This window comes from Pseudarthrobacter sp. RHLT1-30-1 (genome assembly GCF_059383415.1).
The window spans coordinates 1-22,923 of the sequence record NZ_JBWZCG010000043.1 but is presented as its reverse complement, the minus strand read 5'-3'; the positions used below and the strand labels follow the sequence as shown (position 1 = coordinate 22,923).

The 22,923-nt window shown below is 64.1% G+C and carries 23 protein-coding genes and 2 pseudogenes; 11 read left to right on the top strand and 14 right to left on the bottom strand.

The genetic code is table 11. The features are described 5' to 3' along the window. The first annotated feature begins 393 nt into the window (after positions 1-393). Both AC50YM_RS19710 and AC50YM_RS19705 read left to right on the top strand, forming a co-directional pair. On the top strand, positions 394-915 hold the full coding sequence (locus AC50YM_RS19710) for an amylo-alpha-1,6-glucosidase (RefSeq protein WP_494958629.1): 522 nt from the start codon (positions 394-396) through the stop codon (positions 913-915). 21 nt (positions 916-936) lie between these two features. Beyond that, positions 937-1,320 carry a hypothetical protein gene (locus tag AC50YM_RS19705; protein ID WP_494958628.1) on the top strand — a complete coding sequence of 128 codons (384 nt, stop codon included), beginning with the start codon at positions 937-939 and terminating at the stop codon, positions 1,318-1,320. A gap of 165 nt (positions 1,321-1,485) precedes the next feature. Here the strand turns inward: AC50YM_RS19705 and AC50YM_RS19700 are convergent, their stop codons facing one another. Beyond that, positions 1,486-1,782: a hypothetical protein gene (locus tag AC50YM_RS19700; RefSeq protein ID WP_494958627.1), complete on the bottom strand. Its 297-nt coding sequence runs from the start codon at positions 1,780-1,782 to the stop codon at positions 1,486-1,488. 212 nt (positions 1,783-1,994) lie between these two features. Between AC50YM_RS19700 and AC50YM_RS19695 the strand changes: the two genes are divergently transcribed. After that, a complete protein-coding gene (locus AC50YM_RS19695) occupies positions 1,995-2,414 on the top strand; it encodes a winged helix DNA-binding protein (RefSeq protein ID WP_494958626.1) in 420 nt (139 codons plus the stop codon). Between the two features lie 59 nt (positions 2,415-2,473). Here AC50YM_RS19695 and AC50YM_RS19690 read toward each other — a convergent pair whose 3' ends face one another. Further along, a complete protein-coding gene (locus tag AC50YM_RS19690) occupies positions 2,474-2,707 on the bottom strand; it encodes a hypothetical protein (protein ID WP_494958625.1) in 234 nt (77 codons plus the stop codon). Positions 2,708-3,096: 389 nt separating this feature from the next. Between AC50YM_RS19690 and AC50YM_RS19685 the strand changes: the two genes are divergently transcribed. Beyond that, positions 3,097-3,300: a three-helix bundle dimerization domain-containing protein gene (locus AC50YM_RS19685; RefSeq protein ID WP_494958624.1), complete on the top strand. Its 204-nt coding sequence runs from the start codon at positions 3,097-3,099 to the stop codon at positions 3,298-3,300. Positions 3,301-3,496: 196 nt separating this feature from the next. Here the strand turns inward: AC50YM_RS19685 and AC50YM_RS19680 are convergent, their stop codons facing one another. The 4 genes from AC50YM_RS19680 to AC50YM_RS19665 form a co-directional block, all read right to left on the bottom strand. Then, positions 3,497-3,706 (bottom strand): hypothetical protein, encoded by a 210-nt coding sequence (locus AC50YM_RS19680; RefSeq protein WP_494958623.1) that lies wholly within the window; start codon positions 3,704-3,706, stop codon positions 3,497-3,499. Further along, the gene (locus AC50YM_RS19675) at positions 3,703-3,915 is read right to left on the bottom strand and encodes a hypothetical protein (protein ID WP_494958622.1); all 213 of its coding nucleotides are present in this window, start codon (positions 3,913-3,915) and stop codon (positions 3,703-3,705) included. Before AC50YM_RS19675 ends, AC50YM_RS19680 begins: the two co-directional genes overlap by 4 nt. Before the next feature lie 141 nt (positions 3,916-4,056). Further along, the gene (locus AC50YM_RS19670) at positions 4,057-4,374 is read right to left on the bottom strand and encodes a hypothetical protein (protein ID WP_494958621.1); all 318 of its coding nucleotides are present in this window, start codon (positions 4,372-4,374) and stop codon (positions 4,057-4,059) included. Between the two features lie 1,203 nt (positions 4,375-5,577). Then, the gene (locus AC50YM_RS19665; RefSeq protein ID WP_494958620.1) at positions 5,578-6,042 is read right to left on the bottom strand and encodes a hypothetical protein; all 465 of its coding nucleotides are present in this window, start codon (positions 6,040-6,042) and stop codon (positions 5,578-5,580) included. Between the two features lie 94 nt (positions 6,043-6,136). On the opposite strand from AC50YM_RS19665, the gene AC50YM_RS19660 reads away from it, so the two are divergent. Further along, positions 6,137-6,382 carry a hypothetical protein gene (locus AC50YM_RS19660; protein WP_494958619.1) on the top strand — a complete coding sequence of 82 codons (246 nt, stop codon included), beginning with the start codon at positions 6,137-6,139 and terminating at the stop codon, positions 6,380-6,382. 1,443 nt (positions 6,383-7,825) lie between these two features. Here the strand turns inward: AC50YM_RS19660 and AC50YM_RS19655 are convergent. The 6 genes and pseudogenes from AC50YM_RS19655 to AC50YM_RS19630 form a co-directional block, all read right to left on the bottom strand. Continuing rightward, positions 7,826-8,605: an isocitrate lyase/PEP mutase family protein gene (locus AC50YM_RS19655; protein ID WP_494958618.1), complete on the bottom strand. Its 780-nt coding sequence runs from the start codon at positions 8,603-8,605 to the stop codon at positions 7,826-7,828. A gap of 404 nt (positions 8,606-9,009) precedes the next feature. Next, entirely contained in the window at positions 9,010-9,456 is a 447-nt protein-coding gene (locus AC50YM_RS19650; RefSeq protein WP_494958617.1) for a cupredoxin domain-containing protein, read from the bottom strand. 49 nt (positions 9,457-9,505) lie between these two features. Beyond that, positions 9,506-10,138 (bottom strand): hypothetical protein, encoded by a 633-nt coding sequence (locus AC50YM_RS19645; RefSeq protein ID WP_494958616.1) that lies wholly within the window; start codon positions 10,136-10,138, stop codon positions 9,506-9,508. Between the two features lie 54 nt (positions 10,139-10,192). Then, complete coding sequence (locus tag AC50YM_RS19640) at positions 10,193-10,894, bottom strand: class F sortase (protein WP_494958615.1); 702 nt, start codon at positions 10,892-10,894, stop codon at positions 10,193-10,195. Positions 10,895-10,918: 24 nt separating this feature from the next. Next, on the bottom strand, positions 10,919-11,689 hold the full coding sequence (locus tag AC50YM_RS19635; protein ID WP_494958614.1) for a hypothetical protein: 771 nt from the start codon (positions 11,687-11,689) through the stop codon (positions 10,919-10,921). A gap of 278 nt (positions 11,690-11,967) precedes the next feature. Next, positions 11,968-12,336 (bottom strand): annotated as a pseudogene (locus AC50YM_RS19630) (GMC family oxidoreductase N-terminal domain-containing protein); the annotation flags it as partial. Between the two features lie 1,900 nt (positions 12,337-14,236). Here AC50YM_RS19630 and AC50YM_RS19625 point away from each other — a divergent pair. From AC50YM_RS19625 to AC50YM_RS19615, 3 genes are all read left to right on the top strand, one after another. Continuing rightward, positions 14,237-14,497, top strand: a complete 261-nt coding sequence (locus AC50YM_RS19625) for a hypothetical protein (RefSeq protein WP_494958613.1) — start codon at positions 14,237-14,239, stop codon at positions 14,495-14,497. 217 nt (positions 14,498-14,714) lie between these two features. Then, on the top strand, positions 14,715-15,365 hold the full coding sequence (locus AC50YM_RS19620; protein WP_494958612.1) for a hypothetical protein: 651 nt from the start codon (positions 14,715-14,717) through the stop codon (positions 15,363-15,365). 69 nt (positions 15,366-15,434) lie between these two features. Next, positions 15,435-16,493: a magnesium and cobalt transport protein CorA gene (locus tag AC50YM_RS19615; RefSeq protein ID WP_494958611.1), complete on the top strand. Its 1,059-nt coding sequence runs from the start codon at positions 15,435-15,437 to the stop codon at positions 16,491-16,493. Positions 16,494-16,556: 63 nt separating this feature from the next. Here the strand turns inward: AC50YM_RS19615 and AC50YM_RS19610 are convergent, their stop codons facing one another. Both AC50YM_RS19610 and AC50YM_RS19605 read right to left on the bottom strand, forming a co-directional pair. Beyond that, a complete protein-coding gene (locus AC50YM_RS19610) occupies positions 16,557-17,495 on the bottom strand; it encodes a universal stress protein (RefSeq protein WP_494958610.1) in 939 nt (312 codons plus the stop codon). Positions 17,496-17,755: 260 nt separating this feature from the next. Beyond that, positions 17,756-18,900 (bottom strand): annotated as a pseudogene (locus AC50YM_RS19605) (magnesium and cobalt transport protein CorA). 613 nt (positions 18,901-19,513) lie between these two features. Between AC50YM_RS19605 and AC50YM_RS19600 the strand changes: the two are divergent. From AC50YM_RS19600 to AC50YM_RS19590, 3 genes are all read left to right on the top strand, one after another. Next, positions 19,514-22,003, top strand: a complete 2,490-nt coding sequence (locus AC50YM_RS19600) for an ATP-dependent Clp protease ATP-binding subunit (RefSeq protein WP_494958609.1) — start codon at positions 19,514-19,516, stop codon at positions 22,001-22,003. A gap of 120 nt (positions 22,004-22,123) precedes the next feature. Then, a complete protein-coding gene (locus AC50YM_RS19595; RefSeq protein WP_494958608.1) occupies positions 22,124-22,381 on the top strand; it encodes a hypothetical protein in 258 nt (85 codons plus the stop codon). Positions 22,382-22,431: 50 nt separating this feature from the next. Further along, the gene (locus tag AC50YM_RS19590; protein WP_494958607.1) at positions 22,432-22,587 is read left to right on the top strand and encodes a hypothetical protein; all 156 of its coding nucleotides are present in this window, start codon (positions 22,432-22,434) and stop codon (positions 22,585-22,587) included. The last annotated feature ends 336 nt before the right edge of the window (positions 22,588-22,923 follow it).

Genomic DNA, 22,923 nt, shown 5'->3' with positions numbered 1-22,923 from the left:
GTTTGATGGCCGGTACCACTCATCTGCGTCTCCTCATAGCTCGGCGGGCGCAGCGTATTCAACTGGCCGACACCTCGGCAATTCAACCTATTCCAAGGGCGAGCCGGAAATACCCGACTCTGCGGCTTCTTAACACTTTCCTAACGCCGACGGATCACACGGACCGGTTCCCCGACTTCGTGGCGCGATAAGGATCCAATGGTTCGTTGCTGGTTGTGCAGGGGCGGCGAACAATCGCGGAGGCGGCGACCATGCAGGGCTGGCCCTGCCGCCGTCTACTTCGGCACTGTTGACGCGACCCTGCTGTGGGATTCCCTGCTCCATGACCCCTGGAAGTGGGGCTTACCCGACGCGGAAGTCGAGGCGCTACTGGGCAATCTGGACCGCGCCCTCATGTGGCTGAAGGACTGGGCCGACGCCGACGGTGACGGATTCCTCGAATATATCGACGAGACCCGCCACGGTCTGGCCAACCAGGGCTGGAAGGACTCGGGCGACTCCATCCGCTGGAACGACGGCTCCCTCGCCACCGGACCTATCGCCCTGGCAGAGGTTCAGGGCTACGCCTATGAAGCCGCCGTCAATGCCGCCGACATCCTCGATGCCTTCGACCGGCCATGCGCAGCCGCGTGGCGGGACTATGCCGAGGACCTGGCCGGTAAATACCGGGCGTTCTTCTGGTGTGCCGACCACCTCGGCTCCTACCCGGCCATCGCCCTGGACGCGAACAAGCGCGCCGTCGACGGGGTGGCCAGCAACATGGGCCACCTGCTGGGCACGGGCATCCTCAACGCGGAGGAGGCCGCGGTAGTGGTGCAGCGGCTGATGCACCCGAGTATGTTCTCCGGCTTCGGCATCCGCACTCTGGACACGGGCAATGCGGGATACTGGCCGCTGCGTTACCACGCCGGGTGAGTCTGGTCCCACGACACCGCCGTGATCCTGCAGGGCCTGGCCAAGACAGGGCACACGGGCGAAGCCGCACAGGTCGCCGCCGCGCTGCTGGACGCCGCGGAAGCCTTCAACTACCGTCTTCCCGAGCTGTTCTCCGGCGATACCCCAGACCAGGGCGGCCCGTTGCCGTACCCGGCATCGTGCCGGCCCCAGGCCTGGGGCCGCGGCCTCAGTCATTCCTATTATGCTCGCCACGCTCGGCCTGACCCCCAGGGATCAGGGGCGCTGCCGACAAACGCCGCGACCAGCCCGACGCCATTCGGCGCCCTGCACGTGGACGGTCTCCGCACGACCACGGCCGGATTCGCCGTGGAGATAGGCGCCGAGGGCCGGGTCACCGTGATCCCCGGACAATCCACAGCCTAGGCGAACCGAACAGTATCCGGCGACGCCGAGAGTTCAGACTCTTACCCGGCGGACACGGGGGACAAGGGCGGCAAGTCCCGCCGTTGTCCCCTTGCCGCGGGCTCGACACTATCTACCCAGCTATCTTCGTGATGTGCGGATGGGTACAACATTTGACGAAGGGCGTCAGGGCGCTAGCGCAGAGCCCCGGAAAGTGCCGTCGTAGCCGCCGGCAGGGGCCTTCAGTCCGTAGATACCGCCGATGGTCGGCGCGACGTCGGCGGTCCGGGCAGCTTCGGAGGACACCTTTCCCCTCACCACCCTCGGGTGTCCGCCCGAGACGAAGAACGGGATGGGCTCCGTGGCGGGGTGCCCGTGGTTGCCCGGGATGGGGTTGGACGCCACGTACGGGTCGGAGAAACGCCAGCCCGCGCGGCAGTAGGCCACCAGGTCTCCCGCCTCGCCGCCCAGCCGGAGGTCCACCGGTCTATTGACCGACAGCACGCCTTCGTGCGCGCTGACCAACTGTTCGACGGCCTGCCATTGGACCCCGGCCGTGCCGGGGCCCGCGGACCGGATGCTGAAGTCTGCGTCGGGTCGCGGATGAGTCCACCCCGGTGGAATCGGAGGCCGCCCTTCACAGTGCATACACCGCGAGCGTTGGCCAGGGGGTCGGATCCTGCGACGATGGCATGGTGAACAGGCCTATCGGATACTGGATCAAACGACTGGACGCGTCGCTTGAGGCACAACTCGATTCGACACTCGCCCGCCTCCGACTGACCAGACGACAGTGGCACGTACTCGATGCGTTGGCTTCAGGCCCCGTCGCCCCCGCCGCCGTGTCGGATACCCTGCGTCTCTTCAACTCAGGGGGCCACGACGACGTGCAGGAGCGGGAGATGGCCGCGTTGGTTCGAGAAAGGATCGTGTTCCTGCTGGATGGTCGACTCGCCCTGACAGAGTCCGGTCATGCAATGCATACCCGGGTATCCGCACTACTGGAGGCCACCCGGCGTGAACTTACGGCGGGCATCGGAGCCGATGAGTATGCGATGACCGTCAGCGTCCTTGAACGAATGAGCCACAATGCGGAGCGGCTTGCAGCACGGTAGCTGTGCGTCTTGACCGTTATGCCGGGGCTTCCCGAGCGGCCCCCAATTACGAGTTCAACTCACACAGACCTCGGCTCGGACTCCAGGACAGTGAATTCGTTTGAGTCGTGGTCCGTTGGGACCCGGCGCGGCCCAGACCCTGGGAAGAAAATCCACACGGCGCCGCCGTCGCGGGTCAGTTCATCAACGATACCGACGCCCAGATCCTGGTCTTCGACCCGGACCCTGACCTGCTGCCCGCGCTTGAGTTCGCTCCCGTGAACTTTCCTCGCGGACTTTTCTCCAAAACTCATGGCGGCGCCTTCCCGTACACGGAGATTGTTTCTCTGCATCGTAGGCCCGCCCGGTGAACGGCCAGTGAACGGTGCGGTTCGAGGATGGCAGACTCGGTGGAGGAAATGGGAGCCCGCCGCAACGCAAGCCAAGCCCTGGGGGAGTGTTGGCAGGCCCAGGGAGTCCGGGTTCAGCGAACAACTCCGGCAGCCGGCATCAGGCATCAGGCGGCAATCTTCACTGACACGAAGGCTTTCTGGTTGGGTCCTGCAGCCAGCGGTGCTCCTGGCCGGAGGGCACCCTCGGTCGGGCGGTTGACGTGGCCAGGCAGGCCCTGGCAGCTGCCCCTATAGGCTGAGTGCAGACAGGGCTGATTGACGCCGAAACCGGCCGGACTGACAATGAAGCGATGAGCTATGCAGAGAAGGAGCCCATCGTCGGCAAGGTTGTGGACCGGCTCGCCGCCCGTTTCCCCGCAGCACCACGTCACCGCATCGAAGGAATTGTCGAGGAAGAATACGACTCCCTGAACACTGGCCGGATCAGAATCTACGTCCCGACGCTGATCGAAAACAGCTCCCGGACCCGGCTCCACGACGAATTCAAAGAGTAAGGGGGCGATGACCGGGCGAGCTGGACCGCGCACGAGCAGCGCGCCGTCGAGGACCAGCTGGACGGGCGGGTATTTCGCTACCTCCGTCCAGACCCGGCGCAGGGCAGGGGATTACGCTGCGCCGTTGGTCGGCGGCAGGCAGTAAAGCTTGGGGTGGGGATCAGCGGGAGTGGGCCAGCCCGCACCTAGTGAACGCTTAGCCTACGAGTTCGGAGCGTTCCCTGACGGCATCCACGAATTCGTCGAGGCCCCGTTGTGTGGAGCTGAAACCCGACCGGATGAGCCCGCCCAGCGGACCTTTTATTTCGTCCCGCACCACCAACTGTGTCATGCCGCTGTGGTCCGACAGCTCGAAGGTGCGCGCTGCTGCACCCAACCCTGGCGGGACGGTTCTGGTCCAGGTCATGAGTTCGCCGGGGATTTGCTCCGCGCGCACACGAAGGTCCGGCTGCCTCCATGTCGGGTGCGGATCCTGACGGTTCCTCCGTTACGAACTTCCCCCGACACCGCTGCGATGCCGGAGTTCCAGACGGTGAGGCTGCCGGAGATGGTGATGATGTCCCAGACGGTGGAGCCGCGGGCGTTGATCAGTTGCTGCGACTCCATGGGTGCCACAGGCGACAGGCTACGTTCCACCGGTGAACGGCTGGAAGCCGGGTATGCACCGGGCATACGACTCATGGCGCCGGCCCGCCCCGGCACCGGACGCGGAAAGGCCCGCCCACCGGATGCTGGACGGGACCTGTAGCGGGGTGCCTATAGTCCGCCCTCGGCGACGCCGGCGGTGAGTGGAAGAAGGAACCTCTTGGCGGGGTTCTTCTTCGAGAGCAGCTTCCGGTCGAACTTTGCGACGCCGAACAGGACACCGTCGCGGAAGAGAACAGCCGAGACGTCGTTATATACCAGGTGGTACCGGGAGGCGCCGGACGGCCAGGACTGCAGGCTGTGGAATTCGGAGGCTTTGGCCGCACCGGCGACGATGGCGTCTGCGGCGGCGAGCTGGCCACGGATCTTCTCGGAGATCCCGGGCGTGATGAGCGAGCTGATGATGTCTTCGATGCGGGGAGTTGTCATGGGCGAATCCTTTCAGATGTGGGTGACATTTGGGGGTTTCGGCCCGGCCGTGCGGCGGGTTGGGACTTCTGGTGGCAGCTTCGAGGAGAGAATCTGGAAGCTTCGGCGAACGCGCCCTGTTCTGGCTCCGTTGAACTCTCGGCGTGGGATTCCGAGACAATCGCCTCGGATAAACCTTGACCCAGCGTTCACAATATAGAGTTCAGTCTTATGAAGCGCCCGGCCGTGGTCACCGTCCCGTCGAGAGGGCTCACCCGTCCGCAATTAGCGCCACCAGTGTCCCCCGGTGGTCCTGGTTCAAGCCGTCCTGGTGGTCCTGAATGAGGTTGACATACTCACATGCACGTAGTTCGTTATCCGAGGATCAGCGCGGGTTCACGCATTCCTGTTCAATGGAGGGGCTTCCTCGTCCCAGGAGTTCGGCCTCGAAGGAAGGCCCCAGAGGCCCGAGCGACCTACTAGAGGGCGTTGGAAGGAACGGACGAATCTGGCAGCTTGGTTCCGCAGCGGAGCTGGTCCACGGGGATTGGCTACCTGATTGGACGGTGCGTGGCGACTCGCCGCGACGGCCGCCGGCGCCGCACCTTGAGTCTCCTCGGGGTTCCGGTCCCATGTCTCCGCCCGAAAGCACCTGCACTCTTACGTGGGGCTCTCAGCCCTGCCCGGCGTTCAGAGCGAGCGAGATGGGCAAGCATGCCGCAGATAAAAGCCATCCAGAGAACCGCCGCGATGAGGACGATACCAATCAGGGTCAGAGGATGCATATGAGACCTCCACGGGGCAACTCGGTGGGCCGGAACGCAGCCGTCCCGGTAATTTTGGTCCCTCATTCAGGTGGCTTTCTTGAATGATCGCAGGTTCATCCCTGCTCCGGAAGTAGTCCCAGCCAGGGGCACTGCGGGCTGGGACTAAAGTGCGGGGGTGGAGCTTGCAGGCACCATTGAGGCCACGGACGCCAGCTACGCACACGCGAATGCTGCGACGGCACCCTATGACGAAGCCAAGACGGCGCTAGAAGCTATAGTCCCGGAGGGCCATAAGGGTCTTGTCATCCGGACGCTCTCGGGAGGGTTGTGTCGGTATTTCGACACCTCGGCCAGCTTCGTTCGCGTGCGCGGCGTTTTGCGTTGGTCAGCGGCTGGTCCGTTGTCCCGATTATTGAACCGGTCAGGTGTTTCGCGTTTTTCGGCCATCATTGGCTGCCTACGATGTCGGCCGCAACGAGGTGATCATCCGTTTGATATCCAGGTACTCGGGTGTGCCCATGTAGAGCTTGGCCTTTTCGAGGTACGGCAGCGACGGATCGCCGGGAGTCTCATTGTTCACTGGGTCATAGCCCGCGCCGAAGCTCGCGGACGTCGGCGGCCATGTGAAGAAGTGGAAGATGGGGCACGCCACTTCTCCTGTGGGCGGGGCGGCTGTCTCGATGCCGTACGCAGCTACGGTGTTAATAGTCGGATATGGCGCCGTGACGTCTCCGCGGGTTTCAAAGACATACCGCGGTGTGGAGCCGCCTTGGGTCAGGGCGGCCATCGGCTGGGTTTCCAATACCGAATATGGGAACCGCTCCACGCAGGCGGACCCCACGGCCATGTTGGTCCGGAGTGTTGCCATCGGCTTCCCGGCCTGGTTGGTAACTTCCGCGAAGGCGCCACCACCTTCAGGCAAATCCCCGGCGGGATCCCTAATGCTCCAGGCCGTAGGAAAATCGAAGGTTAACTGGCCGTCGGCCGTCGTGTAGCTAGTCCAGGCTGCGGACGCGGTGAGACTGGGGGGTGGGGTGGGCGACGCCGGCCGGCTCGCCGTCGCGCTGGAGCTGGTTTCGGCAGGAGCCGTCGTCGTCGACGTCGCGCTCGGGCTGGTTTCGGCAGGAGCCGTCGTCGTCGAGGTCGGCGGGGGCGCTGCCGGCTGGCCGCAGCCCGCGAGCAGCAAGGCGACGAGAAAAGCCGCGGAAACCGCGACGCCGGACGTTGCTGATCTGCTCATGTCACCCTCCAAGGATCGATGAATCTCCTTTAAGTTTGGAGCCGACCGGGCCTTTGGGAACCGCTCCCAGGCGATTGGCCCCGAATCGTAGCGGGGTATAACGATCGATCCGGCGATTTCAAATGACGACGCTAGGTGCCGTAGCGCCCGCTAACGGAAGACCCACTCCACGCTGCAGCGGGGCCGTAGCGAGTGCCGATCCCCAGTTTTCGACCCTTTCGTTACGCCGATAACCCGCCTTCCGTCATCTGGCGAGTACGCGGGGACGAGGTCTGAGGTGCGCCGTCCGGTCATGTGGCTCTCGACGCTGCGGACCATGAAGGGGATGAACGGAGGTGGAATCGTTATGAGAAGCCTAAGCGACCGACAGCCCTGCGGGGCCTGCCCAAGAGCCCGCATTGAGCGAGGGCATGACCAGGTTGCTGCCGCACGTGGAGTCCTACGGCTTGTTCAACTTTGTCGAGACAGAGAAATGCCGCACCCTGTCGATGCGGGGTACGGCGGTTTGGGGGAGGCCTCTGGTGGGAGAATTGGAGTGTGGACAGTGTCCACACTTCGGGTCACGGACTGGGCCGTACCGGTGCCGGACTGGGCCGGATTCCGTATGTTTTCGGGGGAGTCCCGTGTTTGCAGGGGCTGGAATGCAGTTCGAGTCCCACCTCGGGCACAGTGTTTCTGCAGGTCAGCGGCCTTTTTGGTGTTTTTTCGTGTGGACAGTGTCCACACTCTTGCCTCTGATCTGACCTTCCGGGTGTGTGGGAACCCGGATGGACCTATTGGTTGTGTGGGGGAGCGGCTCTCTACTGCAGTCCGGGTACCGCCCTACGGAGTCCCCTATGGGTGTTCATCCTCGTTCGTCCGTTCATTGGGTTGTCGCGTTCACCACTTCATGGTGGCCAGGGCCGCAGACAACATGATTTGCTGAATATTATTATATCGACCCAGGTTTGCGGCCGGTCCAGGATTTCCGCTCTGATACCCGTTCATGCAGGAATGCGGGGGTAACGGCATGACATGGCAACTGATCCGGAGCAGAGCATGAGTTCGCTGAGCCTGGCCAGTCGGTGGGCGGCCCGAAGGCGAGCCGAATCTGGAACCGAGTTCCCTAGGTACAAGCTGGACGATGATTTCGCGGGCCGGGGCCAACGCTAACGTCTTGGTACTTCGGACGGCCGGCGGGACCGGACCGCCCTCAGTCCGGTCACAGAGCCGTCCGTCCCCCGGATCAGGCATCAACGTAGTTGTCGTAATCACGGCTATGGGCTGAGAGTTCGACCCAGGGATGTTCATCCGGCCTCAAATGGCAACAACCGAAGAACCCTCCAAGGGGTCACCTCAAGGAAATGGCGGAGCGCGAATTGAGTTGTTTTATAAACTAAGGACGAGTTCGAAGAGCAGTGCGAACGCGCCCCCAATGCTGTCATCTGCTGTTCGCAGCGGCACCATCCGCTGACTTAGTCTTTGTCTAATTCAGGGGCGGGGTATCGGCGGGAAGGACGCCCGTGCCGTAAAGGTCGGTGGCGAGGTCGCGGAGCGCGCGCAGGGCGACACGCTGCGTGAACGGGCCGTAGGAAACCCGGGCTACCCCGAGGTCCTGCAGTTCGGCTGCGGGCAGGGCCCCCGGTGCGCCGATGACTGAGAGCTTTCCGCTGCCGAGTCCCTCCACCAGGGGCTCAATGACCTGGCGGGTGAGTGCTCCCGGCACGAAGACCAGCGCGGCGCCGGCGTCGAGGAATGCGCGGCCCCGGCTGATGGCGTCATCGATGCTGACCTTGATTGGCCTGTCACCGGCCAGCGCGATCGCGTCCGTGCGGGCGTTTAGCTGAAACGCGATGCCTTCGTCGTTGGCGGCGGCCATGATGGCCTGCACGCGGGCGACTGCTTCATCGAAGGGCCGCAGCCGGTCTTCAACGTTGGCCCCGACAACGCCGAGCCCAATAGCCCTGCGAATCGTCTCGGCCGGGTTGTCGTAACCATCATCAAGGTCGGCCGTGACGGGAAGGTCGACGGCGTCGGCGATGATTTTGACCCCTGCCAGCGCTATCTCCAGGGGCATCGTCCCGTCGGCGTAGCCGTACGCGGCGGCGATAGAGTGGCCCGCGGTCGCAATCGCCTTTGTCTCCGGCAGCGCCGCGACCGTCGCTGCGCTGATGGCATCCCACACGTTGACAACCCGAAGGATCTCCGGGGCCTCATGCAGCGCTTTCAACTGCCGGGCCCGCTCTGACGTGTTCGTTCCGGTCATTGTATTTTCTCCGTTTCTGTTGGTCACTTGGCAAGGAAGCTGGGGAGGATGTTCGTTGAACTCCGAGGCCGTGGGTCGAAGAACATGCCGTGCGGGGCACCTTCAACCACCACATAGTGGCTGAGGTTCCTGCACATTGCGGAAAGGAAACCCGGGTACCGGCCAGGGGGCTGCGGATACCGGTCGCGCATGCGGAGCTTGAATGGTACACGGACTTGGGTTGAGGCGGACTGTTTCCGATCAAGGGGTGGTCAGGCTGCAGAACGGCGATCGTGCGATAGAGTGCTGAGCTTGGCCTGTGAAATCCCTGCGTACAACCGGGTGATGGCGGAGCCCGCCCGGCAATGGGACGGTGGGCCCCGGACTGAGACCGTTCGCCATGTGACAGGCAATCACGCGAAGTGTCATTTAACGGTGAGGGTGCCTTTCATATTGCCATGGAAGGTGCAGTGGTACGGGTAGGTTCCGGGTTTGGTCGGGGCGGTGAAGGTGCCGGTCCCGGTTTTAATGACGGCATCCAACGCGGCACCGGTGTCGGCGGTGATGGTGTGCGCTTCGATGTCTTCGTTGGTGACACTTATAGTCGCTCCGGGGCTCACGGTTTCCGCGCCCTGATATTTGAAGCCCTTGATCAGTATCTCTGCGCCGGCCGCCGCGGGTGAGGAGCTTGGGCTGGAGGTCGAGGTAACAGGTCCCGTAATGGGCGCAGACGACGCTGCTAGTTCCGTAGTTGTCGGTATCGCTGTCGTGCCGGACCCTGACATGCCCGAGGTTCCGCAGCCGGAGAGACCCAGCATGATTGTTGTTACCGTGAGTCCGAGGGCACTGAGTGTCCTGGTGTTTGCTTTCATGGTGAAACCTCTCGTCTGCGCTGCCGTAGTGATCTGCGGCGGGCGCATGTCAGTGGTGTTCGACCCAGCAGGCCAGGATGGTGGTGGAGAGCTGGTAGGCGAGGGCGTTCCGGGTGATGCTCTCAGGTCCCAGGGTTGCTGGCAGGTCGGTGGCATCAACCTGGAGAACGAAGTTGTCCTTTTGGAACACGGCTGACCCGTCGGCGGTTTCGAAGGCTGGGAAGCCCAGGTTCGCGAGGCCTTGAATGGGCTTGGCGTCCTGTGCCAGGGCCTGCATGGCATCGAAGTACGTGCGAGCTGACGCTTGGTCCTTTGCTTCCCTGACGGAGATCTCCAGGGCTCCCTCGGTGAGGTGGTACGTGCAGGTGAAGGTGCTGTCGGCCCAGTCGTTTACGGTGTGCGGTTTGGAGTCCAGATCGAGGATGGAGGTGAGCCTGTCCATCGGCTGGTCCCCGCACACCATGAGGGCAGCGTCGCTGGGGCCTTGGGCTTGGGGCGGGCTCTGGGACGTGGAGGCGCCGTGGTTGTGCCCGCCGGCGTGCCCTGCTTCGGCGGCCGCTGATGAGGTCGGGGGAACAACTGCTGTGTTGACTTGCCCGACGGATCCGGCTGCTGCTGCGCAGCCGGAGAGCAGCAGTGAGCTGATTGCCAGGGCAGCCAAGGTGTGTTTGCGGTGTTTCATGTCCAGTCCATTCGCGCCGTTTGCCGCTTCCGGTGGGAGCGGGAATTCCGTGGTTCAAACTTTGAGTTTTGCGTAAATAACGTAGTTGTCATCGAAAAGCCTGGTGGCGGGGTCGTAACCGTCGCACGTGATGAGCCGGAGCTCAGCTCCGGGGGTGTTGCCGTAGACCTCGAGGGTGGGGAAGTTCTTCTTGCTGTATTGGGCGCCGTGGTCAACGGTGAACACCGCTGTGGTGCCGTCGGCCCGTGAGACGTTGATATCGGTGCCCGGTGTGAGTTTGCGGAGGTCTGCGAAAACGCCGGCGGCGCCGCCGAGTGCGTTGACGTGGCCCAGCATCACCGAGGGGCCGCGTTCCCCGGGGGTGGGGGAGCCCTTGTACCAGCTGGCAGGCGCACCCCTGCCGGAATCCTGCGGGACCTGGAGGGAGCCGTTCTCCCGGAGTCCTAGTTTCAGGAGGTCGGTTCGTAAGCCAATGGCCGGGATGTCCAGGGTGGCCGGCTCGGATCGGGGCAGCACTGCGGGCTCCGCTGCGGCGGACGCGACAGCCGGACTCGATTGGGGAGGTGCCGGTGCGGCGGAATCGGGTGCGACGGTGGTGGCCACCGCGGAGGCCGTGGCGGAAGATGGGGGTGCGGAGCCGGCGTCGGGCACTCCGTTGCTTGCTGCACCGCAGCCGGCCAGGGTCAGCAGGAGCAGAACCCCGGCCGCCATGGCGGCGCGGGGGCCCTCATGGTGGCCGGGATTCTTGGTTCTCACAGTAACGATCCGGTCAGCCGGGGCTTAGGCCGTTGCACCGGCGGTACGGCGGCGGACCACGTAGGCTCCGCCGGCGAGCGCGACCAAGGCGAGGCCACCACCGACGGCGAGGGCACCGGTGTCCGTCCCGGTTTCCGCGGTGACGCCAGTGTCAGCGCCGCCAACCGGCATGGACATCTGCCCGGCCTTCAGGGTCCCACACAGCGCGGGGGAGGTGGCGGCGAGCGGAAGGGTCGGTGCAAGGTCGCTCTTGGCGGCCTGCCCTGCCGCGCTCAGGGTGGCAGGATCAAGACCGTGGACGACGACCACAGCGGTTCCGGCTTCCAGCGCTGCCTTGGTCTCGGCATTGAGTTCGAACGTACGGTCTACGGTGTACGACGCGCCCTGGCCGCCGACCTTCAGGTCAAGGCCAGCCGCGGGGCTGGTGTCGCCGCTGGTGGACAAGGTAGTGACGATGCCGCCGTAGAACGGGGCGCCTTCGGTGGTGGAGATGACCTTGTCGCCGTCCTTATCCGCGGTCGGTGCCGGGCAGGTGCCCTGGGCGCCGCCGTGGATGTGCTGAACGTGCGGGTACGGGGCGTCCATGAACGTCGCGGGCATGCCCGATACCTTCAGGACAACGTGGGCCTGGTTGCCTTTGACGTCGACGGTGATCGTGCCGGCGCCTTTGCTGCCGTTGATCTGAGCCAGAGTGGACTGGTAGGAATGGTCCGCTGCCATCGCGGGAGAACCGGAAACCGCCAGGGCGGCCAAAGCCAAGGTGGGGACCGCCATAAGGCGAAGGGCCTTCTTCATGAATAAATCTCCTCATACACGCGCGTGTGATCTCGCACCCCGGAAGGGGCCAGAGGTACTTCGGAGCTGGACTGCGAAAAGATGGGTGAGATTGTGTCCCACTTCACCTGTTCTCGCAGGTCACCGCCGGATGGTTCTCGAAGGCCTTTTTCTCCAAGCTTCACGCCAGGCGAATGGACCTGCGACAAACGGGCCACTGCTATTGCCCCGGACGCTCCCGGACAGGTGTGACGAGAGCCGTGAGTCCGGCGTGGCCAGGCAAAGGAGTCTTCGGGTCAGAAAACCGGCAGAACCTCGTCCCAGGACCAGCCATGGTTGCCCAGGTACGCCCAAGTGTCGTAGTCCTGCCTCGCGCCGCGTACCCAGATCGTGGCGTTTAGGGCGTGGGAGCCGCCGAGCACTTTACCCCTGGGCAGGTGCAGTTTCCTTCCTAGGCACCCATCCTGTTCGGTGGTGAAATAGTCCCAGTCCTCAGGACCATGCCACAGCGCACCGAGGGAGAACACGTCTGCGATATGCGGATTCGTGTCTTCGCCGCCTGCTTCCAGCACCGCGACGGTCTTGCCGGCGTCGATTAGGCGGCGGGCGAGCACCGAGCCCGCTGAACCGGCACCGACGACGATGTAATCGAAAATTGTGGCTGTCATCCTTGACCTTTCACCTGTGACCCACGCGACATTGCGGGTACCACTTCATTGTTCGCGGAAGCAAGGGGCCAATGTTAGGGAGTCAGTGCAGTTGCCATGGGACACCAGCGCACATTGATCCTTCCCACTCCGGCCAGGAGCCTGGTTAGCGGCCCAGGGTCGCTTTCGCGCCCTGGTGGGGGAAAGTTGCTCTGACGTCGCGTTGGTCTCTGGCGTGTGGGGCGTTTCCGGGCGGATTATGAAGCTGCCTGCCGCGGTCGACGCCGGTTCAACCTTGGTGCTGTCGGTGAGCCGGCTGGTTAGCGTGGCGCGGAGGAACCGTGGATTGTTGCTTTGGAGCACGAGTGTTCGATTCCTGAATTTTTCCCTGTCCACTCCGGGGCAGACACCGATATGACCGGTTGGAGGTGTCAGGAGGCGCAGTCATGAATATCGTGCACCAACGGGCCGCGGGAACGGATATTTCCAAACGCTACGCGAAGGTCATTCCCTGACTGGAGCATGGCTCTGGCGAGTACGCGGTGAGTGAATTCTGCGGGACGCAGCCGGGTCATGCGGCTCTCGACATTGCGGACCATGAAGGGGATGAAGGGAGGTGAAATCGTTATGCAGAGCCTAGCGACCGAGAGTCCTGCGCGGCCTGCCCAAGTCCCCGAGCGAGGGCATGACCAGGCCGCTGCCGCTCGTGGAATCCGACGGACGGGTCAACGATGCAATTTCAGAGAAAGCCGCACCCTGTCGATGCGGGGTGCGGCTGTTTGGGGGAGTCCTTTGGTGGAGAGAATTGGGGGTGTGGACAGTGTCCACACTTTGGGTCTCGGACTGGGCCGTTCCGGTGCCGGACTGGGCCGGATTCCGTATGTTTCGGCGGGAGTCCAGTGTTTGCAGGGGCTGGAACCCGGTTCGAGTCCCACCTCGGGCACGTGTTTCCCCTGTTCAGGGGCTTTTTGGTGTCTCTTCGTGTGGACTGTGTCCACACTCTCCAGCCTCTGATCTGATGTTCCGGGTGTGTGGGGTCCCGGTTAGACCTATTCGGTTGTATGGGGGAGCGGCCGGCTACGGCGGACCGCGGACCGCCCTGTGGGGGCTTTGCTGGGAGTTCATCCTTGTTCGTCCTTCCGTTGGGTTTCGCGTTCACCACTTCATGGTGGCGAGGGCCGCCCACAACATAACTTGCTGATAATTCCTTAGATCGGGCCAGGGTTGCGGCCGGTCCGGAACTTTCCGCTCTGATACTTGCTCATGGATGACTGCGGGGGGAACGGCATGACATGGCCACTGATCCGGATCTGATCATGAGCTCGCTGAGCCTGGCCCCAGTCGGTAGCCGGGGCCGGCCTCGAGGGCGATTTGCAGGAACCGGTGGGCTTTGCTGCCATGGCCTTCCCACCAGCTAACCCGCCGCCGCCGCTTCTGAATATACGGCAGCGCTGTCCTCGCTGTTTGGCGGTGGGAGGTGGCCACGTTTCCCTCAATCAGATCCCGACGATCTATGCCTCCCCTGCGTCAACGCATGCTGAGCGATCAGCGCGGCGACGACCCCGACCGGATATTTACCGATCGCCTGTGCGATCGCAGCGGTGGTTCGCGGATACGAGGGAGTATCAGATGAGGTGTCCGGTCGTGGTGCTGAAAGTACCGTTTAGCCCCCTGTCAGTTTCAGAAGTCGCCTGCACGGAAGGTCGGAAGTCTTCTGCACCCGGACCAAGACCACGCCGTCGTGTGCGAATGCAGGGGGCCAGGGGATCCGGCGGCCGTTTTCGGTTTCAGCCGGCTCCTTCAAGCCTGCGGTCTTCCGTATCGTCGTTCGTCGCCGATACATTAGGCGCAGGCGTGCATATTGCAGGCCTCCAGCTTCAGCTGAAAGCATGTAACCCGAGCCGAAAGGGTGCACCGCCCTATGAAACTCGCCATCGAATACTCGTTCCGTCTCAGGTACCAGGACAATATCCACGAGGTCACCATTCCTGCCGACCGGCTTCTGAACGTTCCCCTGGACGTTGAGGCCGTCCGCCGTGTTGTGGAACACGATGACACGCTGATGGCTGAGCTCTTCCGGGACTTCCTACCGCAGTACCGGCTGATGGCCAAGGATCCCCGCTACTGGTCCAAGGAACTCGAGCGGGACGACGAGGTCATCCAGCTGGTGGAAGTGATCTGAATGTGCCCGCTCTGATGAAACACAGAAACTCTTCCGGCGGCGCGGGAGACGACGTCGCTTCTCCCCGCCAGTTCCGTGCAGACGCTGATTTCTGACCGATCACCATATGGAAAGCGTTAAGACCGTCACGGAACGGCTCTGACTGTGATGTCATGAAGAAAGGGACCACCGCAACCAGCGCGGCCGCGGCATCGATCCCCAGCAGGAGCGCACCGCCATGGAGACCACACCACGACCGAAACCACACACCCCGGTTGTTCCGGCACCTGCCGGCGGTGCCGGGGATTTTGTCTCCGTCGATGACAGCGGGGCATTTTCGTATCATGAGTCCGAACAGGCGCTGATAGCGGCGTTTGAGTATGTCGGGGAAACCGCGTGCATTCTCGACCGTGCGGGCAACTCCTATGACCTCGCCCTGGATCCGAATCGTCACCTGGTCCTTGGGCCGGCCCACGGTCCGGCGGAATTCCACTGGCTCCGCCAGGCATTGGTGGACGCCCGCGAGGTACACACCGAAGATCACCGGCTGCGGCGCTTCTACCCGGAGACCCCGGACAAGCTGCTGTCTGATCTGTTCGAAACCCTCGCCCTGGAACACGGCACGGCCACGGGGCTATGGAATCTGGACATCGACGGCATCACCACGCGCGGGCATACCCGACAAGATGTCGATCGCCGCCTCTCCGGCCAGAACCAGCTGACGAACGTCCATATCCGGGACCCCTTCGGCCACGTCTACCGACCCGTCAGGCACCGCAAGCACTGGTACCTGCCGGTCGCCGCCGGAGTAATCCTCTACATCGAAGTCCCTCCGCGCCGCTCCAGGTCCGGCGGATTTGACGGGCCCGGAAGCGGCACGAACGGGTAGTCCGGCACCCGGATACAGTGGACAGGACGCCGCGCCGGCTGGATGCGGGAGCGAGAGGGACAGACTCTGATGACCATGGTGGACAACGCCGTCTATGTTAACGGCCTGCGGACCGACAACCCGAAGAACCTTGATGAGACGTACGAAGTGATGCGGGAGCGCGGCGGGATGGCGTGGATCGGGCTGTACCGTCCCGGTCTGGAGGAACTGACGTCGGTGGCGAACGAATTCAGCCTGCACGAGCTCGCCGTGGAGGATGCCCTCAACGGCCACCAGCGGGCCAAACTCGAACGCTACGGGGACACGCTGTTCACCGTGCTGCGCCCGGCACGGTACCTGGACGATGTGGAGAAGGTCGAGTTCGGCGAACTGCACGTCTTTGTGGGTCCGGACTTCGTAGTCACGGTCCGGCATGCGGAATCCCCGAACCTGGCGAAGGTCCGCCACCGGCTCGAGGCCGACCCGGAGCTCCTGGCACTGGGCCCGCAGGCCGTGCTGTACGCGATCCTGGACGAAGTCGTCGACCAGTACCAGCCCGTCGCCGCCGGGCTGGAGAACGACATCGACGAGATCGAGGACGAGCTGTTCAACGCTGGCCCGGACGTAGCCCGGCGCATCTACGAACTCTCCCGGGAAGTCATCGAGTTCCAGCGCGCCACCCACCCGCTCCGGGCCATGCTGGAGGCTCTTGAACGCGGTGCGGAGAAATACCACTTGGACCTGGAACTGCAGCGCAGGCTTAGGGACGTCCATGACCACGTCATCCGCGTCGTGGAACGGGTCGACGCTTTCCGCGTGCTGCTCCAAAGCGCGCTGACGGTCCACGCAACCCTGGTGGCCCAGCAGCAGAACGAGGAGATGCGGCGCCTCTCCGAATCGAGCCTGGCTCAGAACGAGGAGACGCGTCACCTCTCCGAGGCGGGCCTGGCCCAGAATGAGGAAGTCAAAAAGATCTCCTCGTGGGCGGCCATCCTCTTCGCCCCCACCCTCGTCGGGACCGTGTATGGGATGAACTTCGAGAACATGCCCGAGCTGGCCTGGCCGCTGGGCTACCCTTTCGCGCTCGGACTCATGCTCGCCATGGGCATCGCTCTCTACCTGTCGTTCAAGCACCGCAAATGGCTCTGAACAGTCAAGCGTGAAAGCGCCCCCCGCTCTCATCGGACACGTCCTGCCCGACACCCCGGGCCTTCAGCTGACGGGGCTGTCCGGATCTGGTGGTGGTTGCTGCAGGGAAGCCGGTCGACCGGAAGGCCCGGGCGGTCCGTCCGGCTGCGGTGAGGCCAGTGTGGGCTGCCCTGCCGGCCGGGAGATGAGCGTCGGGCATTGAAGATCCGCCAGGACGTCCCGGGCAACCGACCCCACCAGGATCTCCAGGCCGCCGCGGCCTTTGCATCCAATGACCAGCAGCAGAGCATGCGCACCGGCGCTGATCAGGGCCGTTGCCGGATACCTGCCGCTCTCCAGAACCGGGTTTACGGTCAGGCCGGGATAGTCCCGGGCCACGGCGGCGACGGCTGCAGACAGAACCGTGCAGGTATCCGCGGCCATTGCGTCGGCTCCGTCGCCGGGTCCGTCGTGGCCGTTGCAGATGTGGATCACGGTCAGATTCTGGCCAAGGCGGAGTGCTTCCGCGGCCGCCCATGCCACCGCGACGGCCGCGTCGGCGGAGCCATCGGTGCCGACGACAACACCGGTCCGGCCACCGTCGTCGGCCGCGGGCACGACCGCCACCACGCAGTTGCTGATGGTGGCTGTCTCAAAACTCACCGACCCGAAGCCCTCACCGTGCCTGTCCGGGCGCCTGTCGGTTCCCACCACCACCATGTCCGCCTCCCCGGAGAGGCGACGAAGGGTCCGTGCCGTCTCGCCGGTCCTGAGAGTCGTGGTCACCGGTACCGCGGGGTCCAGGGACGACACCCGACGCGTTTCCACAGCCAGCAGCTCTGCGGCCCGGTCCCTGGTTTCCAGATACCGGCTTGCATGCCGAAAGGCCCATCGACCCGGAACGACGCGGACCAGGGTGAGGGGGACGTGGAGGTGGGGGGGGATTCCCTCTCTTCCCCCCCACTCCAGGGCTGCGTGACCCGCATTCGAGTTATCGACACCGACGACGATCCGGCTGTACACGATTCCGTGCCCTTCAGGGGGAAGTAGCCACCATTACGTCAACTGTCCCCGCCTTGGCCTTTTGTGGCCTAGTGCCGGAAGACCCTCAGCACCGGCCGGGCCCCGGGGTATCCGAAACTCCTCCAGTTGTGGCTTTCCGAAGCAGCCGCCACGGCGCTGAAAGGCGGGTCCGACGCCGGCACCGGCCTCGGCGCGCCGGCGGAGTAGGCCTCCGCCGACAGGGCTGCTGTCCGGGCAGCCGCAGCTGAGGCCGGCTTGGCTTAGATCCAGCTGCGTTTTTTGAAGATCCGGTACAAGATGGTGCTGACGGCGGCCATCGAAGCGACCGAAAGCGGATAACCGTACTCCCAATGCAATTCGGGCATGTTCTCGAAGTTCATGCCGTACACGGTGCCCACGAGGGTGGGAGCGAAGAGGATGGCCGCCCAGGCGGAGATCTTTTCACTTCCTCGTTCTGGGCGTTACTGGACTCCGCAAGGTGTTTCATTTCCTCGTACTGGCTCTGCGCGACGAGGGTCGCGTTCACGGTCAGAATATCCCGGAGCATGAACCGGAAGCCGTCGATGCGTTCATTGGCCTGAGCTGTGTGGTCGGCGACATCGCGCAGGTACTGCTGGAGGTCTTCGGCAATCCCGTATTTGGTGAAGCCGCCAGCCAGAGCATCAAGGATCCGCGTCAGCGGGTGGGTCGAGCGCTGGAATTCGATCACTTCCCGGGAGAGCTCGTAGATGCGCCGGGACACCGCCGGGTCGCAGCCGAAGACTTCGGTCTCGATTTCATCGATGTCGTTCTCAAAGCCCGAGACCACCGGGGCATAGTCGTCGACGACGGCGTCCAGGATCGCGTAAAGGACGGCCTCAGGGCCCAGGCACAGCAACGTTGCGTCGTGCTCGAGGCGACGACGTACCTGCGCCAGATCGGGAGAACCGCCGTGGCGGACGGTAATGATGAAGTTCGGGCCGACAAAGACGTGGAGCTCGCTGAATTCGATCTCTTCCCGCGAGTCCAGATACCGTGCTGCCCGCAGGACCACGAACAGAGTCTCGCCGTAGCGTTCGAGCTTGGAACGCTGGTGCGCCATGACGGCGTCCTCGACGGCGAGTTCGTGGAGGTCGAATTCCGCGGCCAGGGACTGCAGCTCGGCGGCCTCCGGGCGGACGAGTCCGATCCAGGCCATCGACCCCGGGCGGCGGTTCAGTTCCCGGAAGGTCTCCGGCAGTGTCTTCGGCGAGGATACCCGCTGGCCGTCCAGATAGATGCCGCTGTCGACCAGACTTGGGTGGCCCGGGGCCGGCGTGTTCCCGGTCCCGGCCGCTGCCGGAGCCGGCGCTGCCCCACGGGGGCGGGAACGGGAGGTGAGCCTATACAGGCGCGTGGAAATGGGGCGTGAGTTCATGATGGTGATCCAGACATGCGAAGTGCAGGGTGAGATGGCCTTGACGGCTTCTCCCGCGGGACTACGTGCCGATCACGTGTGGAACCCGGGACACGGGGTTCAGGCGGGAGAGGAGGTGTCCCGGGCGCCGGTACTTGGAGGCTCGGTGTACATGGACACGTCCTCCTCTCTGGTGAAGCCCTGCAAAATCGTGCCCATTAGATCACGGCCGAAGCAGGACAGACAAACCGGCCGCCCGCTGTCGTGTCGTGTACGCCATGCTGGTTCCGAACAGCATCCCAAGCAGGTACGTCACGGCTGCTGCGGCGAAACCGATCGCGAGCTGGCGTAGCGCCATTTACAACGGAGCCCCGCCGGAGAGCAGGGCAAGGGTGCGTGGCCGTGACTAGGGAACCGCCTTGGCGTCGCCGACGAGTCCGAGAATCGAGGAGGTCTTCACGATGGCACCGGCGCCTGCCTTGAGGATCTCGGGAATCTGGTAGTACATGCCATAGAACACGGCCGCTTACCCGGGGGAGGTCAGCTGTATCCGGCTCACTAATATCTTGCCTCCGGCGAACGCCCCAAGCGTGCCTGCGGCGACGTAGCATCAAGGTATGGGGGCAGCCAGGAGTGTGGCGAAATGTTTGAGCGATTTACGGACCGTGCCCGTCGCGTAGTTGTGCTTGCCCAGGAAGAGGCCCGCATGCTGAATCACGGTTACATTGGTACCGAACACATCCTGTTGGGTCTGATCCATGAGGGTGAAGGTGTTGCTGCCAAAGCCCTTGAGTCCTTGAGTATTTCGCTCGACGGCGTCCGCGAGCAGGTGCAGGAGATCATCGGCCCGGGCCAGGAGTCCCCGTCCGGACACATCCCCTTCACCCCGCGCGCCAAGAAGGTCCTGGAACTCTCGCTGCGCGAGGCCCTGCAGCTGGGTCACAACTACATCGGCACGGAGCACATCCTGCTCGGCCTTATCCGTGAGGGTGAAGGCGTTGCCGCCCAGGTGCTGGTCAAGCTCGGTGCGGATCCGAGCCGGGTGCGTCAGCAGGTCATCCAGCTCATCTCGGGCCACCAGGGCAAGGAGACCGTGGGCCCCGGCCAGGATCACGTTGAAGCGATTCCCTCCGGTTCCATGGTTCTGGACCAGTTCGGGCGCAACCTGACCCAGGCTGCGCGCGAGAACAAACTCGACCCCGTGATCGGGCGTGAATCCGAGATGGAACGCGTCATGCAGGTCCTTTCCCGCCGCACCAAGAACAACCCGGTCCTGATCGGCGAGCCCGGCGTCGGCAAGACCGCCGTCGTCGAAGGCCTTGCCCAGGCGATCGTCCGCGGCGATGTCCCGGAAACTCTCAAGGACAAGCAGCTGTACACGCTGGACCTTGGGTCCCTCGTGGCCGGTTCCCGCTACCGCGGTGACTTCGAGGAGCGCCTGAAGAAGGTCCTCAAGGAGATCCGCACCCGCGGCGACATCATCCTGTTCATCGATGAAATCCACACCCTGGTCGGTGCCGGTGCCGCTGAGGGTGCCATCGATGCGGCCTCGATCCTGAAGCCGATGCTGGCCCGCGGTGAGCTCCAGACCATCGGCGCCACCACGCTGGATGAATACCGCAAGCACATCGAGAAGGATGCCGCCCTGGAGCGCCGTTTCCAGCCGATCCAGGTCAAGGAGCCCTCCGTCGCCGACGCGATCGAGATCCTCAAGGGCCTCCGTGACCGGTACGAGGCGCACCACCGCGTCACCATCACCGACGGCGCGCTGGTCGCGGCCGCGAACCTCTCCGAGCGCTACGTCTCGGACCGCTTCCTGCCGGACAAGGCGATTGACCTGATCGATGAGGCCGGCGCACGGCTGCGCATCCGCCGGATGACAGCCCCGCCGGAGCTCAAGGTCATGGACGGGCGCATCGCCGAACTCAAGATGGAGAAAGACTCCGCGATTGACGCCCAGGACTACGAAGGCGCCGCCTCCCTGCGCGACAAGACGCAGAAGCTCATTGCCGAGCGCGCCGAGAAGGAACGCCAGTGGAAGGCCGGCGGCATGGACGACATCTCCGAGGTGGATGAGGACCTCATCGCCGAGGTGCTGGCGAATGCCACCGGCATCCCGGTCTTCAAGCTCACCGAGGAAGAGTCTTCGCGACTGCTGAAGATGGAAGAGGAGCTGCACCAGCGTGTCGTTGGCCAGGAGGAAGCGATCAAGTCGGTTTCTCGGGCGATCCGCCGCACCCGTGCTGGCCTGAAGGACCCGAAGCGTCCGGGCGGTTCGTTCATCTTCGCCGGCCCCACCGGCGTCGGCAAGACCGAGCTCGCCAAGGCCCTGGCCGAATTCCTCTTCGGCGAGGAAGACGCCCTGATCACCCTGGACATGTCCGAGTACTCGGAGAAGCACACGGTGTCGCGTCTCTTCGGTGCCCCTCCGGGCTACGTGGGCTACGACGAGGGCGGACAGCTGACCGAGAAGGTCCGCCGTCGTCCGTTCTCCGTGGTCCTGTTCGACGAAGTGGAGAAGGCCCACGCCGACCTCTTCAACTCGCTGCTGCAGATCCTGGAAGACGGCCGCCTGACCGACTCCCAGGGCCGCGTGGTGGACTTCAAGAACACCGTGATCATCATGACCACCAACCTCGGCACCCGCGACATCTCCAAGAGCGTTGCCACCGGCTTCCAGTCCGGCACGGACACGCAGACCGGCTACAACCGGATGCGGGCCCGCGTCACGGAGGAACTCAAGCAGCACTTCCGCCCCGAGTTCCTGAACCGTGTTGACGACGTCATCGTCTTCCCGCAGCTGACCCAGGACGAAATCATCGAGATCGTGGACATGTTCGTCGGCCGGCTCGAGCGGCGCCTGGCGGACAAGGACATGGGCATCGAGCTCACGCCCGCAGCCAAGATCCTGCTGGCAACCCGCGGTTACGATCCCGCCATGGGTGCCCGGCCGCTGCGCCGGACCATCCAGCGCGAGATCGAGGACCAGCTCTCCGAGAAGATCCTCTTCGGCGAAATCCACGCCGGCGACATCGTTGTAGTGGATGTGGACGGCGAAGGCGACGACGCCAAGTTCACCTTCGCGGGCAACGCCAAGCCGCGCATCCCGGACGCGCTGCCCGCCGCAGGCTAAACGGGAGTCGCCGCTGGCTACCGCCGAGGTGGGCTGATATCAGGTGTCTCACTTTCGTCCTCAGGCCAAGGCTTGCCGGGCTCTTTGGGATCCAGCAGGGGCGCTGCTACCTTGTGGCCGATGCGGCGGTGTGCTCCCTACGGGCTGCAGCTTTTCCACTCGGTCCTGGACTCGCTGCTGATCTTCGGGGGCATCCACTCGGGTGCTGACATCAACTACCTTGAATGGCTCGGCTGGTTTTCCTATGTCGTGGTCTTTAACATGCTTGGCGGGATCCTGCTGGCGACCGCGCTACGGTTGGTGAGCGCCAGCAAGCTCGTGAAGGAACGGCGCAATGACTCACCCGAGGACCCGGAGGATGTGCACCACTCCGGCTAAGTTCCAGCAGCGTCCGGTGCAGCCTCGGCCGCGCGACTTCGCCCTTGGCCGTGGCCTCCTACAGGTACGATGCGCTGCCCGTTGACGTCCGGCAGGGACTTCCCGACGCCGAGCACCGGACAGCTGCGCTCGAGCGGACCGAAGCCGAAGAAGAGTCGCAAGCATTACTGCCGGACTCCTCAGACCCGGATCCTCGGGAGATCTGACGGGTCCCGCTCGGCTGCAGTTCCCCAGACGGAACCCCCGCGCTGTGGACCGCGTCGTTGGGAACCGCACTAGGCCCCGGCCTGTCTGTTCTCGCGGCAGGGGGAATTCCGGAGCCGTGGTGGATGCCGCGTGGGAAGGCATCGCCGAGCGGCCTACGTCATCCGCACCCTCGGCGTCCGGTGCGCGGCCGTGTTCCGTGCGCTCCCACGGGACCTCGTCCCCCGTTCCAGAAGGTCTCCTCGGGTATCTCACACAGGGTAGGAGTGCGTTGGAACGAGTTCGCGGAAGTCATCACCCCACGTGGATGCGTGGGCGACGGGCGGGATCCGATTCGT

Coding starts and splice junctions, on each gene's coding strand:
- AC50YM_RS19635 (WP_494958614.1), bottom strand. CDS start 11,689: ATGAAGAAGGCCCTTCGCCTTATGGCGGTCCCCACCTTGGCTTTGGCC.
- AC50YM_RS19655 (WP_494958618.1), bottom strand. CDS start 8,605: ATGACCGGAACGAACACGTCAGAGCGGGCCCGGCAGTTGAAAGCGCTG.
- AC50YM_RS19685 (WP_494958624.1), top strand. CDS start 3,097: ATGAGCTATGCAGAGAAGGAGCCCATCGTCGGCAAGGTTGTGGACCGG.
- AC50YM_RS19690 (WP_494958625.1), bottom strand. CDS start 2,707: ATGAGTTTTGGAGAAAAGTCCGCGAGGAAAGTTCACGGGAGCGAACTC.
- AC50YM_RS19645 (WP_494958616.1), bottom strand. CDS start 10,138: ATGAAACACCGCAAACACACCTTGGCTGCCCTGGCAATCAGCTCACTG.
- AC50YM_RS19680 (WP_494958623.1), bottom strand. CDS start 3,706: ATGACCTGGACCAGAACCGTCCCGCCAGGGTTGGGTGCAGCAGCGCGC.
- AC50YM_RS19650 (WP_494958617.1), bottom strand. CDS start 9,456: ATGAAAGCAAACACCAGGACACTCAGTGCCCTCGGACTCACGGTAACA.
- AC50YM_RS19670 (WP_494958621.1), bottom strand. CDS start 4,374: ATGACAACTCCCCGCATCGAAGACATCATCAGCTCGCTCATCACGCCC.
- AC50YM_RS19625 (WP_494958613.1), top strand. CDS start 14,237: ATGAAACTCGCCATCGAATACTCGTTCCGTCTCAGGTACCAGGACAAT.
- AC50YM_RS19620 (WP_494958612.1), top strand. CDS start 14,715: ATGGAGACCACACCACGACCGAAACCACACACCCCGGTTGTTCCGGCA.
- AC50YM_RS19600 (WP_494958609.1), top strand. CDS start 19,514: ATGTTTGAGCGATTTACGGACCGTGCCCGTCGCGTAGTTGTGCTTGCC.
- AC50YM_RS19595 (WP_494958608.1), top strand. CDS start 22,124: ATGCGGCGGTGTGCTCCCTACGGGCTGCAGCTTTTCCACTCGGTCCTG.
- AC50YM_RS19710 (WP_494958629.1), top strand. CDS start 394: ATGTGGCTGAAGGACTGGGCCGACGCCGACGGTGACGGATTCCTCGAA.
- AC50YM_RS19615 (WP_494958611.1), top strand. CDS start 15,435: ATGACCATGGTGGACAACGCCGTCTATGTTAACGGCCTGCGGACCGAC.